This is a genomic window from Exiguobacterium sp. s181, assembly GCF_018617125.1.
Taxonomy (GTDB): domain Bacteria; phylum Bacillota; class Bacilli; order Exiguobacteriales; family Exiguobacteriaceae; genus Exiguobacterium; species Exiguobacterium profundum.
This window is the reverse complement of sequence record NZ_JACSJM010000001.1, coordinates 1,008,237-1,023,529: the sequence shown is the minus strand read 5'-3', so window position 1 is coordinate 1,023,529 and position 15,293 is coordinate 1,008,237. Positions and strand designations below refer to the sequence as shown.

Sequence of the window (15,293 nt, the reverse complement as noted above, 5' to 3'; positions counted from 1 at the left end):
AAGGACGACCGAATATACTCGGTCGTCCTTTTATATGTCCACCCCATCCCATTCTTCATGAAACTGTTCTAGAAACTGCTGCATGAAAGCATGACGTGACATCGCTAGTTGTTTTGCTTTTGAGGTATGCATCATCGACGCCAGCTTCAACAGCTTGTCATGAAAATGTTGAATGGCACTCTCTTCCGACAAATCGAGCGGAGTTTTGCGAGAACCCGCGAACTGGAACGTTCGCGCAATCCCGATGGCCCCCATCGCATCAAGACGGTCGGCGTCTTGCAAGATTTCGCTTTCCCGGCTCGTCGGGGTCTTGCCTTTTGAGAAGGAGACCTCATCAATCACCGCCATCACCAATTCCACTTGCTCTTCAGTGATGTCAATTGAGGACAGATGCTGTTTGACGAGACCGTTCGGACGACCGAGCTTATGATCTTCCACGTCGTGTAAATATGCCGAGAGGAGGAGAACCGTCCGATTGACCGGTTCATCCTCCATTAAACGTTCCACTAGTCGGACGACACGCGTAATGTGGGCGACGTCATGACCCGACGCGTCATCTGCATGAATCGTTCCGATGAACTCTCGCGTCGCTTGAATCACGTCCATGCTTAAATCTCGATCGTCGTATTCGGTTCAATCAAGAGACCTCGACGGTGCAATTGGTCACAAAACGCCTGAGCATCTTGTTTAATCGGCGGGAACGTATCAAAGTGGATCGGAACGACACGTTTCGCTTGAAGCCACTGCGCCGCATCTAATGCGTCTGTTGGTCCCATCGTGAAGTTGTCTCCGATTGGAAGGAACGCGACATCGATTTCAAACCGTTCACCGTACATCTTCATATCGGAGAAGAGACTCGTGTCTCCAGCGTGGTAGAGCGTCAGTTCGTTCGTCTCGATGATGAATCCGGCAGGCATCCCCATATAGACCGGTGTATCCCCCATGTCAAAGCTCGAACTGTGGAACGCTTGGGTCATCGTGACACGCCCGAACGGAAAGGCATGACCTCCCCCGATGTTCATCCCGTGAACAGAGAAGCCTTTTTTCTCGTAATACGTTGCGAGTTCATGTGTCGCCACAATCGTCGCACCCGACGTTTTCGCAATCAATTCGACATCCTCGATATGATCGAAATGAGCATGTGTGAGCAACAAATAGTCCGGACGTAGTGTAGAAGGGTCTATTTCCGTATGAGGGTTACTCGTCAAAAATGGATCGATCAACACGTTTACGCCATCAATCTCAAATCCTACAGTCGCATGTCCATAATAGGTGATTTTCACGTGTATTCATCCTTCCTTCGTAAGTTCAGATTACAACACTTTCTCCAAGAAACGTTTCGCCCGGTCGGTTTGCGGATTCAACAACAGGTCAGCCGGTTTTCCTTCTTCCATGAGAATCCCTTCATCCAGGAAGAGGACGCGGTCTGCCACTTCACGGGCGAAGCCCATTTCGTGTGTGACGACGACCATCGTCATCCCAGTCTCAGCCAACCCTTTCATAACGTCGAGTACTTCATTGACCATCTCAGGGTCAAGTGCCGATGTCGGTTCATCGAACAACATGACGTTCGGTTCCATCGCCAAGGCACGCGCGATGGCGACACGCTGTTTTTGTCCACCCGAGAGTTGGCTCGGATAGGCATCGATTTTTTCAGAAAGGCCGACACGTTCGAGTAATTTCTTCGCACGTTCCAGCGCTTCCGCCTTGCTGACTTTTAAGACGTTGATTGGTGCATACGTCAAATTGTCCAATACGCTCATATGAGGGAACAAGTTGAACTGTTGGAATACCATCCCAATGTTTTGACGCGCCTTCGCGACGTTCGCCCCTTTTTTCGTGAGCTCGAATCCGTCGACACTGACCGTCCCGCTCGTTGGAATCTCAAGCATGTTCAAGCAGCGTAGAAAAGTCGATTTACCAGACCCGGACGGTCCGATGACAGCAACCACTTCACCACGTTCGATCGTCGTCGTGATTCCTTTTAACACTTCTAAGTCACCAAATTGTTTGTGTAGGTCTTTTACTTCGATCATCTTCCATCACTCTTTCTTAACCGTTTTTCTAGACGTTGTCCAAGATACGTCAAGATCATCACTATCGTAAAGTATATCACACCGGCGAATAGAAGCGGTTCGAAGTAGATTGCCTTCTGCCCACCGACGATTTGCGCACGACGCATGATATCGAGCACCCCAACCGTCGAGACGAGTGCAGACTCTTTCGTTAATGTGATCATCTCGTTCACAAGAGCAGGCAAGATGTTCTTGAACGCCTGTGGCAAGATGATGGAACGTAACTGTTTGACATATGGGACACCAAGAGCATCCGAAGCCTCCCACTGTCCTTTATCTACTGCTTGGATACCCGCTCGAATAATCTCTGAAATATACGCCCCCGAGTTGAGCGAGAATGCGATGACCGCTGACTGGTACGGTGTCGTGATATATCCCGTCAGTTGCGGCAATCCGAAGTGGATGATGGCGAGTTGCAAAATGAGTGGTGTCCCACGGAACACCGCCGTATAAGCATGTCCGATAAAGTTAATCAGACGATTCGGGACAATTTTTAATGTAGCGACAACAATCCCAAGTGAGATCCCAATCAATGCCGAGACGATCACCACTTGGAACATGACTGGAATCCCCTCAAGTATATAAGGGATCGAATCATAAATCCGGCTAAAATCCATAGTGAGTTCCTCCTAAAAAAGGGCTGACCGATTCATCTTCAGTCAGCCTCGTACGATTCATTATTCGGCTGGCGCAGCCTCTTCTTCAAACCATTTCTGTGCTAACTCTTCGATTTCTCCACTGTCGATCATCTTCTTCAACTCTTCGTTGAATTGATCGCGGAGTTCATCATCTTTACGGAAGGCAGCAGCAGAACCTGCTTCTTCTTCGTCCACAATTTCAAATGTCGTCAATTCACTATCTTGCTCGAGGTATTTTTTCGCGACCGTATCTTCGATGACCATCGCGTCAATACGTCCTGTCTTGATTTCTTGAATGATCTCAGGAATCTTGTTCAACGAGACGATCTCAGCATCTGTGATTTGATCTTGTGCAATCCCTTCTTGAATCGAACCGAGCTGGACTCCGATCTTTTTCCCCTTCAAGTCTTCAAGTGATTGAAGCGAATCATCTTTTGACAAGATCAAGTTCACCGCTGTGAAATAAATATCTGAGAAATCGGCATTTTCTTTACGCTCTTCTGTCGGAGTCATCCCCGCCATTACGAAGTCGACTCGACCTGCATTGAGGGCTCCAAGTAAGCTTCCGAAATCCATATCTTCAATTTTCAATTCATATCCCATGTTCTCTGCCACTTTTTTGGCGATATCGATATCAAATCCGACAATCTCGTCGCCATTCGCTGTATCGACGAACTCATATGGGAAGTAATCGGCACTTGTACCCATGACGATGACTTTGTCATCCTCACCATCGGTCGATGTCGATCCTCCTTCGTTCACGTCTGCCCCACACGCGACTGAGAACGCGGCCAGTCCTGCTAAACATAATGCTAGAAAACCTTTTTTCATCTTCATCTCCCTTTCATAGTTGAATAATAATTATCAGAACATTAACAAAATTATGACATATGTGTGAACGTAGCTCAACTGTTCTATGACACATCAGTTGTCCGACTTGTGTCTTCAACCACTATATACACATAATTATTACTTGTAAAGTATATTCATGCAAATTATATAAAAAAGAAGGTCACATTCGCTCGAAAGCGAAATATGTGACCGTTCCATTGTCGCGTGACCCATACGGTTGCACCTGTTTGACCGAAGTCATCGGGATGGCACTATACACATGTGGATAACGTTCTCCATCCTCATCCAATTCATAATGTAGCAACTGACCAAGTCGGTTGACGTGTAACGATACGAGAACGACCGCTTCACCCGAATACGACTTTTTGACGACCTTTCCAATCTGTTGCGGCGTACAACATTTAATCGTCCCTTCAGATTGAAGTGACGGTTCATTGATTTCACCGCATGACAGGGCAATCATATATTCTGCCTCCGTCATGATTTTGATGACTGGTTCCATATACCCTGCCCCTTTTCACAAAAGCGCAAAGGCAGTGCCTTTGCGCCGATGCTTGATTATGCGAAGTAGATGTCGAACAATGTTTGCAATTGGTCGACGAGCTCTTCAGCAGTCGATGACTCGATTTCACTACGCTCTACCATCGTCACGATGTTGCCATCCTCAAGAAGTGCGATTGACGGTGAAGACGGTGCATATCCTTCAAAATACTCACGTGCACGATCTGTCGCTTCACGGTCTTGACCAGCAAACACGGTCACGAAATGGTCAGGCTTCACACCTTCCATCTTGTTGACGTATGCCGCAGCTGGACGAGCAATCCCGCCTGCACACCCACAAACCGAGTTGACGAGGACGAGTGTCTTCCCTTCTTTTTTAAGCGCTCCGTCTACTTCTTCCGGTGTCGTGAGCTCTGTGTATCCTGCAGCACGTACTTCGTTACGCGCTTGTTCGACTACATCTTGAAAATATAATTGAAAATCCATGTTGTTTCCCCTTTCGACATTTCGTCTGTACTCCCTTATTTTACGTCTTGTTCCACCTCGAGGACAAGTCTATCGCTCAATTCCCGTTCTAAGAACGGGTCTGCCCCTAACATCTGTTTGAAAGCAAGGTAACGTGCCTTCGTCTCTGCGCTCGCCTGACGGTTCGTCAAGTAGGCACGAATCATGATATTTTTCGGCGTATGCTCGAGGTCGATGAATTCGAGCAGCTGGGCATCATACCCGACAAGTCCAAGCAGTTCAGCCCGAATGGAATCGGTCGCGAGTGAGGCGAACCGTTCTTTGATCAAGCCATGTTGGAGCATCACGGCTAAATTCGACGCTTGAATTTGACGATTCAATTCCTTTTGACAACACGGAACGCTCAAGATGACTTTCGCGCCCCAGCGGACGGCACGTGCCAACGCCATGTCTGTCGCCACATCACATGCATGAAGGGTCACGACCATATCAACAGCTGTTTCCCCTTCATATTCATTAATGTCTCCGACTAAAAATTCGAGCCGTTCATATCCAAGATCTTTCGCAATCGATGCACACTCTTCAATGACCTCTTTCTTCAAATCGAGCCCTGTGATATGGACGTCATATCCTTTCATCTCATGAAGGAAATGATAGAGCGCGAACGTCAAATACGACTTCCCTGATCCGAAATCCAAGATTCGAACGGTACGGTCTGCCGGCAAGTATTTCAGTGAATCCTCAATGAACTCGAGGAAACGATTGATCTGTTTGAACTTGTCATACTTTTGACGCTTCACTTTTCCGTCCGTTGACTGAATGCCGAGTCGAATGAGAAACGGAACTGGCTCGTCGAGTGGAAGCACGTACTGTTTTTCCCTATTGTGGCTCAGTTGAACTTCTTTTTGAGCCGTCTGCTTTTCTTTCAATGTCACTTTGAACTTTTTAGATAATTGGAACTGGATGTCGGAATCTTTTAACTGAAACTGTCCTTGTCGGAACGTTTCGAGAAGCTCATTCACTTCCGTGACAGCCTCATCTGGTGTCAAGTTTTTATGGTTCATCACCCGCTCATACTGATACTCGAACTGGATATGATACGCATTTCGTAGCATAACCGGTTTCAATTTGACCCGTCTGAGATCGCTAGATTTTTGACGGGGTTGACTGATGGTCGCCGACACGAGATGATTTGATTGTAAGACGTCTGCGAGACGCTCTTGTAACGCTTTATATTCCAATGGATTCAATCCTTTTTTAGAAATTTTGAAACATATCGTTTCACCTGTCCGTACATACTATTACACGAAGACGACGTTACGTCAAAGGAGGATACACATATGTTTAAAAAGATTTTATCATCAATCGGAATCGGTGCCGCAAAAGTCGACACACGTTTGAATGAAAGCCACTGTTCACCCGGTGGAGAACTCACTGGAGTCGTCCATATCGAAGGCGGTTCGGTCGAACAATCCGTCGACAGTATCTATCTCTTCTTCAATACGTTGTATAAACATGAGGTGAACGATAAGTCGACATACTCGACGTTCACGATTGAAAAAATCTTATTGAATGAAGCACCGTTTATGATTGGTCCTGGAGAAGTGAAAGAAATTCCGTTCACAGTCAACGTCCCGTTCAATACGCCACTCTCTGTGAGCCAATCAAAATCATGGATTGAAACGGGCCTTGATATCGCCCAAGCCGTCGATCCAAAAGATGAAGATGCGATCACCGTACAACCGAATGCGGCTCAACAAGTCATATTAGATGCGATGGACGAGCTCGGATTCCGTTTGAAGAAAGCCGACACGGAGATGCTCCCGGCACGTCATCGTTCGGGACGTCTTCCGATTGCCCAAGAACTCGAGTATTCAGCGAACGGTTCGCGATTCGGTCGCCAGTTAGACGAGGTAGAAGTTGTGATTCTACAAGGCGAGGATGCCATCGAATTGCTCATTCAAGTCGACCGCAGTGTCCACGACCTCGGAAGTCTCTTTGCTGACTTGACGGGAACGGACGAGTCGACTCATCGTGTACGCTATGACGCTGCACGTTTATCAGTAGCTGAAGTTCGTCGCGACATCGAATCGATGATTGAACAATCGATTTAAGGAAATCACTGACACGCCATTTCTATGAATGGCGTGTTTTTCTGAGGTATTGAATTTAAGCATCCATTTTTTTACAATGATCATATGGAATAAACCCTTTTCTGGAGGTGACTACATCTTGTTTGCTTTAATAATGATTGGGAGTCTTGGTCTTGCAACGCTTGCCTTACCGATTCTAGAGACCAGTCTTTCTGAGTCACTCGCCTATTTCACGCTTGGTGGACTCGAAGTGCTGATTGGTTTGATTGCCATGTATCTCATGCGAAATCCGTCGACAAACGCCTTATCATTCATGAAGTTCATGCCCTATCTTGTACTATTGATTCATTTCCCTACCTCACTCCTTTTGCTTTGGATTTCTTCGGTCAGACATGATGGGGTTTCTGCATTTTCATTAAACTATATTTTTATATACTGAATGTTCCTTCTCGTGTTCGTCGTAGTCAGCAGATTGACGTACCGTGTCCATCAACGACGATTCGAAGGTGCATGATTAGAAAGGATGATTCTACATTGGATCTACTTCAATTTTTTTACGACCGAGCAATTCCACTCACACTATTCACGACACTCGGCCTATTCAGTCTTATGTTTGCGTTCGCACTATATAAATCCAAACCACGACTCTCCAAAGGACTCGTCACAATAGGCATGTCCTTGTCGTTTCTTCTCTTACTGATCTCAGCCGCAAGCTTCGTCTTCACGGTATTCCTTGGCTATAACTCATAAGAAATGGAGGCACCCCACTGGGAGCGCCTCCATTTTTTAATCAATATACGGTATATGTGTTTGGGTCAATCGACTCGAGCGATTGTTTGATCGCTTGTAAGAACTGACCTGCGACGAGACCGTCAAGGACACGATGGTCGACAGACATACAAAGGTTGACCATATCGCGTGCCGCAAACATTCCATTCATCCAGACCGGACGCTTCACAATCGACTCGACCGATAGGATTGCCGCTTGTGGGTAATTCAAGATTGGTGCCGATTGAATCGAACCAAACGCACCTGTGTTGTTGATGGTGAATGTCCCACCACGCATCTCTTCAGCCTTCAAGCGGTTCTCACGCGCTCGCGTTGCCACGTCTTGAAGGGAAACGGCTAGTCCTTTAATATTCTTCTCATCCGCTTGGCGAATGACCGGTACGTAAAGGGCGTCGTTTGCCGCGACGGCTACCGAGAGATGGATGTCTTGGTGAACTTTGATGTGATCTCCTGCCCACTCCGAATTCATCATCGGATACTTCTTCAATGCTTCGATGGCTGCCTTCATGAAGAATGGCATGAACGTCAATTTGACGCCTTCCCGTTTCATGAACTCATCTTTTAACTTTGCACGGGCTTCGACGAGGTTCGTCACATCTACTTCAATCATGAGCCATGCGTGTGGAGCCTCGTGTTTCGAGCGGACCATATTGTTCGCAATCGCTTGACGTACTCCGGCTGTCGGAATCGATTCATAACGGCCAGATGAAGTCGATGATGATGCGACCGGTTGTGACGGTTCAACGACAGGACGTGGTGCCTCAGTCGGAACGTCCAACTTCGTCTGTACCATCGTCTCTTGGACAGGCGCTTGTGTCGCTTGCTCAGAAGTCGATGCCGGACGTCCTTCTGATAAGTAACGAAGAATATCTTTCCGCGTGATCCGACCGCCTAGACCGCTTCCGCTCAGTTCATTCAAATCGATATCATTCTCGTTGGCGAGTCGGATGACAGCAGGAGAGTATCGACCGTTTCCACTTTGTTTTTTCGGTGCAGTGGCGACAGCTTGCTTAGAGACGGATTCTGCAGGTGCCGTTTCTGCAATCGGTTCGGTCTTCGTCTCAACTGCCGCTTCCTCCGCGCTCTCGACTTCCATCGTCAATACCGGTGTCCCGACGCTGACGGTCTCCCCTTCTGGAATGAGAAACTCTTTGACGACTCCTGCGCTAGTCGCCGGAATCTCTGCCGTCACTTTGTCCGTCATGACTTCCGCGAGTGGTTCATATTCTTCCACACGGTCACCCGGTTTGACGAGATAGGTCGTGATCGTGCCTTCTGTCACACTTTCCCCAAGTTGGGGCATGGTAATCGTTTGTTCCATGGAGATGCCTCCTTAAAACGCCGCGAGCTGACGCGCCCGCTCGGCAATTTTTTCTGGGGATACGATAAAGAATTTTTCCATAGGTGGTGCATACGGCATTGCCGGCACATCGGGGCCAGCCAAACGCTCAATCGGCGCATCGAGTTCGAAAAGCGCCTTCTCCGCGATAATCGCCGCCACTTCTCCGATGATGCTTCCTTCTTTGTTGTCCTCCGTTACGAGTAGCACTTTACCAGTCTTCTTGACCGATTCGATGATCGCTTCTTGGTCGAGCGGGTAGACGGTACGAAGATCAAGGATGTGCGTGCTGATTCCTTCTTCTTCGAGCGTTTTCGCAGCCTCTTGTGCCATATGCACGCAAAGACCGTACGTGATGATCGTGATATCTTCACCTTCCCGTTTGACAGCGGCCTTACCAATTTCAACCGTGTATTCGTCCCTCGGCAATTCCGCCTTCAAAAGACGATAGGCGCGCTTATGTTCAAAGAAAAGAACAGGGTCGTTCGAACGGATTGCTGCTTTCAACAATCCCTTCGCATCGACAGGGTCAGATGGAATGACGACTTTAAGACCTGGCGTCGAACTGAACATCGCCTCGACTGATTGCGAGTGATAGAGAGCCCCGTGAATACCCCCACCGAAAGGAGCACGGATGACCATCGGACACGTCCAATCGTTGTTTGAACGGTACCGAATTTTTGCCGCTTCTGAAACGATTTGGTTCACTGCTGGCATGATAAAGTCTGCGAATTGCATTTCTGCGATCGGTCGCATGCCGTACATGGCAGCTCCGACCCCGACTCCGGCAATCGCACTCTCAGCGAGCGGTGCGTCGATGACACGATCCTCTCCATATTTTTCAATCAACCCTTGTGTGGCACGGAATACACCACCACGAACGCCGACGTCTTCCCCGACGACGAAGACGTTTTCGTCGCGCTCCATTTCCTCATGAATCGCTTCATTGATCGCTTCGATAAACGTTTTCATCATTTTTCCTCCTCATAGACGTAATCCAGTGCAGATTCAGGCGATGCATACGGTGCTTTGTCCGCATATGTCGTCGCTTCATTCACTTCAGCATCGATTTGTGCATCGATTTCAGTAAGTGTATCCGCCGTTGCGATTCCGTCGTTCACAAGTCGTTGACGGAACAATTGAATGCCGTCCCGCTCTTTTAACCCTGCCAATTCTTCTGCTGAACGGTATGCTTTGTCATCATCATCTGATGAGTGTGGCACGAGACGTTCAACTTCTGCTTCGATTAGCGTCGGTCCTTCTCCGCGAAGTGCACGTTCACGCGCTTCCTTCACGACCGCATAGACAGCGATCGGGTCTGTCCCGTCGACTGTCACACCTGGCATGCCATATCCTTTCGCTCGATCTGACACGCGCTCGCATGCCAACTGTTTTGTAAGTGGAACCGAGATTGCATACTTGTTGTTCTCACAGAACAAGATGACCGGCAACTTATGGACACCTGCAAAGTTTGCGCCTTCATGGAAGTCTCCTTGGTTCGAAGACCCTTCTCCGAACGAAACGAACGTGACGAGTTCTTCTTTTTTCATCTTCGCCGCAAGTGCGATCCCGACTGCATGAGGGACTTGTGTCGTGACCGGAGACGAACCCGTCACGATGCGATGTTCTTTCGATCCGAAGTGACCAGGCATCTGACGACCACCTGAGTTCGGATCTTCCGCTTTCGCGAATGCCGATAGCATCAAGTCTCTTGACGTTTGACCGAAGTGAAGGACGACCGCCACATCACGATAGTAAGGCAAGACGTAGTCGATTCCTTTCTCGAGTGCGAACGCCGCACCGACCTGCGCCGCTTCTTGTCCTTGACATGAGACGACGAATGGGATTTTCCCGGCGCGGTTCAACTTCCACATCCGTTCATCGATTTTGCGGGCACGTACCATCGTTTCGTACATCGCCAATAAATCTTGCTTCGTTAAACCAAGCTCTTCATATGAGTTTACAGTCATCTGTTCCATCCTTGTTCCTCCTTAGGCGTGAATCGGTAATCCATCGACGGCAAGAGCCGCTTCTTGGAAGGCTTCGCTCAGTGCAGGATGCGGGTGCACAAGTTGTCCCATCTCCCAAGCCGTCGCGTTCAAGACGAGCGCGAGTCCACCTTCTGTGATGAGTTCGGTCGCTTTCGGTCCGACGATATGAACACCAAGAAGGTCATCTGTTTCTTTGTCCGAAACGAGTTTGACGAATCCGTCGGCTTGTCCTTCAATCCGCGCTTTCCCGAGTCCGTTGAATCGATACGTCCCCGTCTTCACATCATGTCCGGCCTCTTTTGCCGCTTCTTCTGTCAAACCGACCGAAGCGACTTCAGGGACACTGTATACACAGCGTGGGATGAGCGCGTAATCGAGCGGTGTCGGCTCAAGACCAAGAATCGTCTCGACCGCTTTCACACCTTCTGCCGACGCGACATGGGCGAGTTGTAACTTCCCGATACAGTCCCCGATTGCGAAGATATGACGTTCTTTCGTCCGATACTGACTATCGACTTGAATGATGCCGTTCTCTACGACGATAGAAGTGTTTTGAAGTCCTAAGTCTTCCGTGTTGGCAACTCGGCCAACCGAGACGAGGACACAGTCTACTTGTAACATCTCTTCCCCGACAGCAATCTCCACTGCATTTTCGTGAATCAATGTTCGTTCAGCGTCGACCGTCACGCTCTTCTTCACGCGGACCCCGCGCTTCTTCAAAAGACGCTCCACTTCACGCGATACTGCTTTGTCCTCGAGTGGGAGTAATCGATCGCCTACTTCGATCAATGTCACGTTCACATCAAGGTCGACGAGCATGGACGCCCATTCGACTCCAATGACCCCGCCACCGACAATCGCAATCGATTCAGGTAGCGTTTCAAAATTGAGGAGGTCGTCCGAATTCAAAATCCGTTTGTGATCGAACGGCAATCCAGGAAGTTCACGAGGAATCGACCCTGTTGCGATAATCAATTGATTCGGCAAGATCAGTTCTGATTCACCGCTTTCATCCTCAACGGATACAGTCCCTGGTTGTGGTGAGAAGATGCTTGGTCCAAGAATAGAGGCCTTTCCGCGGAACACTTCGATTTTCCCTTGTTTCATCAAATGTTCGATTCCCTTTTCTAGTCCAGCCACAAGATCACGCTTATACGTTTGAGCGCGTTCCATATTGAACGTCACATCTCCCGTCTCCACGCCATACGTCGCACTTTGCTTCGCCGTTTGATAGACATGTGCAGCTTTTAAAAGCGCCTTCGTCGGGATGCATCCTCTATGTAAGCAGGTGCCACCTAACTTTCTCGCCTCGACGATTGCGACAGATTTTCCTGCCTGGGCCGCCTTGATTGCAGCCACATATCCTCCTGGTCCTCCACCGATGACGACAACATCAAATTCTCGTGCCATGTGCATCCCCCTCATAAACTCGTGCGGTCTCTTCCTTCTCGATGACGCGAAGTGCACCTTCAGCCAACGCTTTAAGCTCATCTTCACCCGGATATACGTGTACCGGCGCGAGATAAGTGACACGCTCCTTGATTTTTTCAGTCAGCCACTCGGAATATGCAATCCCGCCCGTCAGTAAGATGGCATCCACACGACCGCATAATGTCGCGCCGTGTTTTGAAATCTCTTGAGCGACACGATAAGCCATCGTCTCATACAACAGCCTCGCCTCATCATCTCCTGATTCGACCCGCTGCTCAATCTCAATGGCATCGAATGTACCGAGATGAGCAAACAGGCCGCCCTGACCGACAATTTTCTTTTTCATTTCCGATTCTTTATACCTGGTACTATAACATAGTTCTACTACCTGTCCAACAGGAATCGAGCCTGCCCGCTCCGGCGCGAGCGGTCCATCTCCGTCAAGACCATTATTCACGTCGATGACTCGACCTGCCGCATGGGCACCGACTGTGATTCCCCCACCAAGATGCGCAACGATAAGATTCAGCTCATTGTAATCGCTTCCATTTTCGGCCGCGAATCGTTTCGCGACAGCCTTTTGATTGAGGGCATGGAAAATGCTACGACGATTGATTTCTGGCATGCCGGTCTTACGGGCCAACTCGTCCATCTCATCGACGACGACCGGATCCACTATGAAACTAGGAATCCCTTCAGCCCCACCGATTTTCGAAGCGATCAGACCACCGAGATTCGATGCATGCATCCCGAAACGTCCGCTCGTCAAATCTTCACGCATGAGATCGTTGACTGTATACGTTCCTGACGTCATTGGTGCAAGCAAGCCACCACGACCGACGATCGCGGTCAAATCATTGACCGCGATGCCCGTCTCTTCTAATAAGGCACGTACTTCTTGCTCACGATGAGGCAACTGCTCTGGAAGTGTGAGACCCGTCACATCGATCGCATGTCGGACCGTGCGTGTCATCACTTCCTCCTTCCCATCAAACAATCCAATTTTCGTCGAGGTCGACCCTGGGTTGATTGCAAGAATTAGCCGTTTTGTCATCTTAGCGTCTCCCTAGGATGCTTTTTTCAACTTTAAGGAACTGACTGCGTGAACGCGACATCATGTGAATCCGCTCTTCCGCCATCTTATCGGCCGCAACGTGCGTTGGTACGCCATCACGTTCTGCGATTTCAAAGACGCGCATCATGTTGTCATAGATGAGTTCGACTTTCTTCATTGCCCGTTCACGGTTGTAGCCTTCAAGTTCGTCTGCGACGTTGATGACCCCACCTGCATTAATGACGAAGTCTGGTGCGTATAGAATTCCGTTTTCGTCGAGCACGTCTCCGTGACGATCTTCTGCCAATTGGTTGTTGGCAGCACCTGCGACGATTTGTGCTTTCAATTGTGGAATTGTTTTGTCGTTGATGACGGCACCGAGGGCACATGGAGCGAAAATGTCACATTCGACCGCGTAAATCTCATCCGGTTTGACGACCGTCGCACCAAAGTCTGCTTCGGCACGTTTGAGTGCTTCCTCGTTAATGTCAGTCACAATCAAATGAGCACCCTCTTCGTGGAGGTGGCGACATAAGTTGTAGGCCACGTTACCAACACCTTGTACAGCAACGGTCTTCCCTGCGAGCGAATCTGTCCCAAATTTCCATTTCGCAGCAGCTTTCATTCCACGATACACACCATATGCCGTGACCGGTGAAGGGTTACCACTTGAACCGAATGCAGGACTGACGCCCGTGACGTAATCCGTTTCCATGTGAATGAAGTCCATGTCGGCAACTGTTGTATTTACATCTTCAGCCGTGATGTAACGACCACTAAGAGATTGAACATATCGTCCGAATGCACGGAAGAGCGCCTCTGATTTATCTGTCTTCGCATTTCCGATGATGACGGCCTTCCCGCCCCCAAGGTTGAGACCCGCTGCAGCATTTTTATATGTCATTCCTTTTGCGAGACGCAACACATCCGTGAGTGCCTCTTGTTCTGATTCATAGTTCCACATACGTAGTCCACCGAGAGCTGGCCCGAGCGTCGTGTCATGGATGGCGATGATCGCCTTTAGTCCAGACGCTTGGTCTTGGCAAAATACGATTTGCTCATAGTCCTCAGATTGTAAGACATCAAAAATACGGAAGCGTGGCTCAGTGTTTGTTTCCATCATGATTAATTCCTCCTGTTAAGTACGATTAATGTTTAGCATGTAACAAAGCGAACGCGAGCGAATATAGCTTCGCTTCGGCAGTATCGGCACGACTTGTCAATACAACAGGGGCAGATGCGCCGACGACAATCGCCGCTACGCTCGCCTCTGCGAAATACATGATTGATTTATAAAGGACGTTGCCGACCTCTATGTAAGGTACGACTAATAAATCGGCTTGACCGGCAACTTCACTGTTGATTCCTTTTTGCTTTGCTGCGACCATGTCGACAGCGTTGTCGAGCGCGAGAGGTCCATCTACGACACAGCCCTTGATTTGTCCACGTCGATTCATTTGGCTAAGTAGTGCCGCATCGAGAGTTGCATTCATTTGTGGATTGACTACCTCGACTGCTCCAATGGCTGCGACTTTCGGCGATTCGTAACCGATGTCATGCATCGCTTCTACCGCATTGTGAATAATTTCGACCTTCTCTTCGAGTGTTGGTGCGATATGAATCGCCGCATCCGTCACTCCAATCAACTTTTCACGATTCGGAATTTGGAATAGTGCGATGTGGCTGAGCGTCCGCTTCGTACGGAGTCCAGCTTCACGATTAAGGACGGCTTTCATAAATGTCGATGTCGACACCATCCCCTTCATGAGGACGTCCGCCTCTTTATTTTTCACAGCTAATGCGGCACGTCGCGCAATCTCAACGTCACCTTTCGCATGTAAAATATCGACGGCTGACTCATCGATTCCATGCTGTTCACATAACTTTCGGATGTCTCGAGCTTCACCGAACAAAATGAAGCGTGACAGTCCATGATCCGTAGCGAGTTTTACGGCCCGGATGACTTCTTCGTCCGCTGCCCCCGCAATGGACACGGTACAGCCTTCTAACTCTTTTGCGTTCGTCAGCATCCGTTCAAAATTCATCATTGTCCCCCCTTGCTCTC

At 48.9% G+C, this 15,293-nt stretch carries 17 protein-coding genes; 2 read left to right on the top strand and 15 right to left on the bottom strand.

The genetic code is table 11. The annotated features are described in order from the left end of the window. Positions 1-30: 30 nt before the first annotated feature. The 8 genes from KNO70_RS05280 to KNO70_RS05245 form a co-directional block, all read right to left on the bottom strand. Positions 31-606 (bottom strand): HD domain-containing protein, encoded by a 576-nt coding sequence (locus KNO70_RS05280; RefSeq protein ID WP_078147087.1) that lies wholly within the window; start codon positions 604-606, stop codon positions 31-33. Between the two features lie 2 nt (positions 607-608). Next, positions 609-1,283 (bottom strand): metal-dependent hydrolase, encoded by a 675-nt coding sequence (locus tag KNO70_RS05275; protein ID WP_214757414.1) that lies wholly within the window; start codon positions 1,281-1,283, stop codon positions 609-611. Between the two features lie 30 nt (positions 1,284-1,313). After that, positions 1,314-2,036: an amino acid ABC transporter ATP-binding protein gene (locus KNO70_RS05270; RefSeq protein WP_031423364.1), complete on the bottom strand. Its 723-nt coding sequence runs from the start codon at positions 2,034-2,036 to the stop codon at positions 1,314-1,316. Continuing rightward, positions 2,033-2,692 carry an amino acid ABC transporter permease gene (locus KNO70_RS05265; RefSeq protein WP_012726548.1) on the bottom strand — a complete coding sequence of 220 codons (660 nt, stop codon included), beginning with the start codon at positions 2,690-2,692 and terminating at the stop codon, positions 2,033-2,035. Before KNO70_RS05265 ends, KNO70_RS05270 begins: the two co-directional genes overlap by 4 nt. A gap of 60 nt (positions 2,693-2,752) precedes the next feature. Further along, positions 2,753-3,544 carry a transporter substrate-binding domain-containing protein gene (locus tag KNO70_RS05260; RefSeq protein ID WP_012726549.1) on the bottom strand — a complete coding sequence of 264 codons (792 nt, stop codon included), beginning with the start codon at positions 3,542-3,544 and terminating at the stop codon, positions 2,753-2,755. Positions 3,545-3,725: 181 nt separating this feature from the next. Continuing rightward, a complete protein-coding gene (locus KNO70_RS05255) occupies positions 3,726-4,067 on the bottom strand; it encodes a DUF952 domain-containing protein (protein WP_214811403.1) in 342 nt (113 codons plus the stop codon). Positions 4,068-4,123: 56 nt separating this feature from the next. Further along, positions 4,124-4,552 carry a BrxA/BrxB family bacilliredoxin gene (locus KNO70_RS05250; RefSeq protein ID WP_012726551.1) on the bottom strand — a complete coding sequence of 143 codons (429 nt, stop codon included), beginning with the start codon at positions 4,550-4,552 and terminating at the stop codon, positions 4,124-4,126. Positions 4,553-4,587: 35 nt separating this feature from the next. Continuing rightward, the gene (locus KNO70_RS05245; RefSeq protein ID WP_214730542.1) at positions 4,588-5,772 is read right to left on the bottom strand and encodes a class I SAM-dependent methyltransferase; all 1,185 of its coding nucleotides are present in this window, start codon (positions 5,770-5,772) and stop codon (positions 4,588-4,590) included. 99 nt (positions 5,773-5,871) lie between these two features. Between KNO70_RS05245 and KNO70_RS05240 the strand changes: the two genes are divergently transcribed. Beyond that, positions 5,872-6,645, top strand: coding sequence for a sporulation protein (locus KNO70_RS05240; protein WP_214730540.1), 774 nt, complete (start codon positions 5,872-5,874; stop codon positions 6,643-6,645). Positions 6,646-6,763: 118 nt separating this feature from the next. Beyond that, a complete protein-coding gene (locus tag KNO70_RS05235) occupies positions 6,764-7,063 on the top strand; it encodes a hypothetical protein (RefSeq protein ID WP_214730538.1) in 300 nt (99 codons plus the stop codon). A 351-nt stretch (positions 7,064-7,414) separates the two neighbouring features. Here the strand turns inward: KNO70_RS05235 and KNO70_RS05230 are convergent, their stop codons facing one another. From KNO70_RS05230 to yqiS, 7 genes are read right to left on the bottom strand one after another with little or no spacing between them, the layout of a single operon-like run. Continuing rightward, positions 7,415-8,734, bottom strand: a complete 1,320-nt coding sequence (locus KNO70_RS05230; protein ID WP_214730536.1) for a dihydrolipoamide acetyltransferase family protein — start codon at positions 8,732-8,734, stop codon at positions 7,415-7,417. A gap of 12 nt (positions 8,735-8,746) precedes the next feature. Then, positions 8,747-9,724, bottom strand: coding sequence for an alpha-ketoacid dehydrogenase subunit beta (locus tag KNO70_RS05225; RefSeq protein ID WP_214811400.1), 978 nt, complete (start codon positions 9,722-9,724; stop codon positions 8,747-8,749). Next, the gene (locus KNO70_RS05220; protein ID WP_371816089.1) at positions 9,724-10,731 is read right to left on the bottom strand and encodes a thiamine pyrophosphate-dependent dehydrogenase E1 component subunit alpha; all 1,008 of its coding nucleotides are present in this window, start codon (positions 10,729-10,731) and stop codon (positions 9,724-9,726) included. Before KNO70_RS05220 ends, KNO70_RS05225 begins: the two co-directional genes overlap by 1 nt. 12 nt (positions 10,732-10,743) lie before the next feature. Next, positions 10,744-12,153, bottom strand: coding sequence for a dihydrolipoyl dehydrogenase (lpdA, locus tag KNO70_RS05215; RefSeq protein ID WP_214730531.1), 1,410 nt, complete (start codon positions 12,151-12,153; stop codon positions 10,744-10,746). After that, positions 12,137-13,228: a butyrate kinase gene (gene buk, locus KNO70_RS05210; RefSeq protein WP_214686930.1), complete on the bottom strand. Its 1,092-nt coding sequence runs from the start codon at positions 13,226-13,228 to the stop codon at positions 12,137-12,139. The genes lpdA and buk overlap by 17 nt, the downstream gene beginning before the upstream one ends. Position 13,229: 1 nt before the next feature. Next, complete coding sequence (locus KNO70_RS05205; protein ID WP_012726561.1) at positions 13,230-14,351, bottom strand: Glu/Leu/Phe/Val family dehydrogenase; 1,122 nt, start codon at positions 14,349-14,351, stop codon at positions 13,230-13,232. A 25-nt stretch (positions 14,352-14,376) separates the two neighbouring features. Next, the gene (yqiS, locus tag KNO70_RS05200) at positions 14,377-15,273 is read right to left on the bottom strand and encodes a phosphate butyryltransferase (RefSeq protein ID WP_214811397.1); all 897 of its coding nucleotides are present in this window, start codon (positions 15,271-15,273) and stop codon (positions 14,377-14,379) included. Positions 15,274-15,293 lie beyond the last annotated feature (20 nt).

Excerpts from the sequence above, each read along its gene's own strand:
- KNO70_RS05280 (WP_078147087.1), bottom strand. The coding sequence starts at position 606 with ATGGACGTGATTCAAGCGACGCGAGAGTTCATCGGAACGATTCATGCA.
- KNO70_RS05270 (WP_031423364.1), bottom strand. The coding sequence starts at position 2,036 with ATGATCGAAGTAAAAGACCTACACAAACAATTTGGTGACTTAGAAGTG.
- KNO70_RS05265 (WP_012726548.1), bottom strand. The coding sequence starts at position 2,692 with ATGGATTTTAGCCGGATTTATGATTCGATCCCTTATATACTTGAGGGG.
- KNO70_RS05260 (WP_012726549.1), bottom strand. The coding sequence starts at position 3,544 with ATGAAAAAAGGTTTTCTAGCATTATGTTTAGCAGGACTGGCCGCGTTC.
- KNO70_RS05255 (WP_214811403.1), bottom strand. The coding sequence starts at position 4,067 with ATGGAACCAGTCATCAAAATCATGACGGAGGCAGAATATATGATTGCC.
- KNO70_RS05250 (WP_012726551.1), bottom strand. The coding sequence starts at position 4,552 with ATGGATTTTCAATTATATTTTCAAGATGTAGTCGAACAAGCGCGTAAC.
- KNO70_RS05240 (WP_214730540.1), top strand. The coding sequence starts at position 5,872 with ATGTTTAAAAAGATTTTATCATCAATCGGAATCGGTGCCGCAAAAGTC.
- KNO70_RS05230 (WP_214730536.1), bottom strand. The coding sequence starts at position 8,734 with ATGGAACAAACGATTACCATGCCCCAACTTGGGGAAAGTGTGACAGAA.
- KNO70_RS05225 (WP_214811400.1), bottom strand. The coding sequence starts at position 9,724 with ATGAAAACGTTTATCGAAGCGATCAATGAAGCGATTCATGAGGAAATG.
- KNO70_RS05220 (WP_371816089.1), bottom strand. The coding sequence starts at position 10,731 with ATGGAACAGATGACTGTAAACTCATATGAAGAGCTTGGTTTAACGAAG.
- lpdA (WP_214730531.1), bottom strand. The coding sequence starts at position 12,153 with ATGGCACGAGAATTTGATGTTGTCGTCATCGGTGGAGGACCAGGAGGA.
- buk (WP_214686930.1), bottom strand. The coding sequence starts at position 13,228 with ATGACAAAACGGCTAATTCTTGCAATCAACCCAGGGTCGACCTCGACG.
- KNO70_RS05205 (WP_012726561.1), bottom strand. The coding sequence starts at position 14,351 with ATGATGGAAACAAACACTGAGCCACGCTTCCGTATTTTTGATGTCTTA.
- yqiS (WP_214811397.1), bottom strand. The coding sequence starts at position 15,273 with ATGAATTTTGAACGGATGCTGACGAACGCAAAAGAGTTAGAAGGCTGT.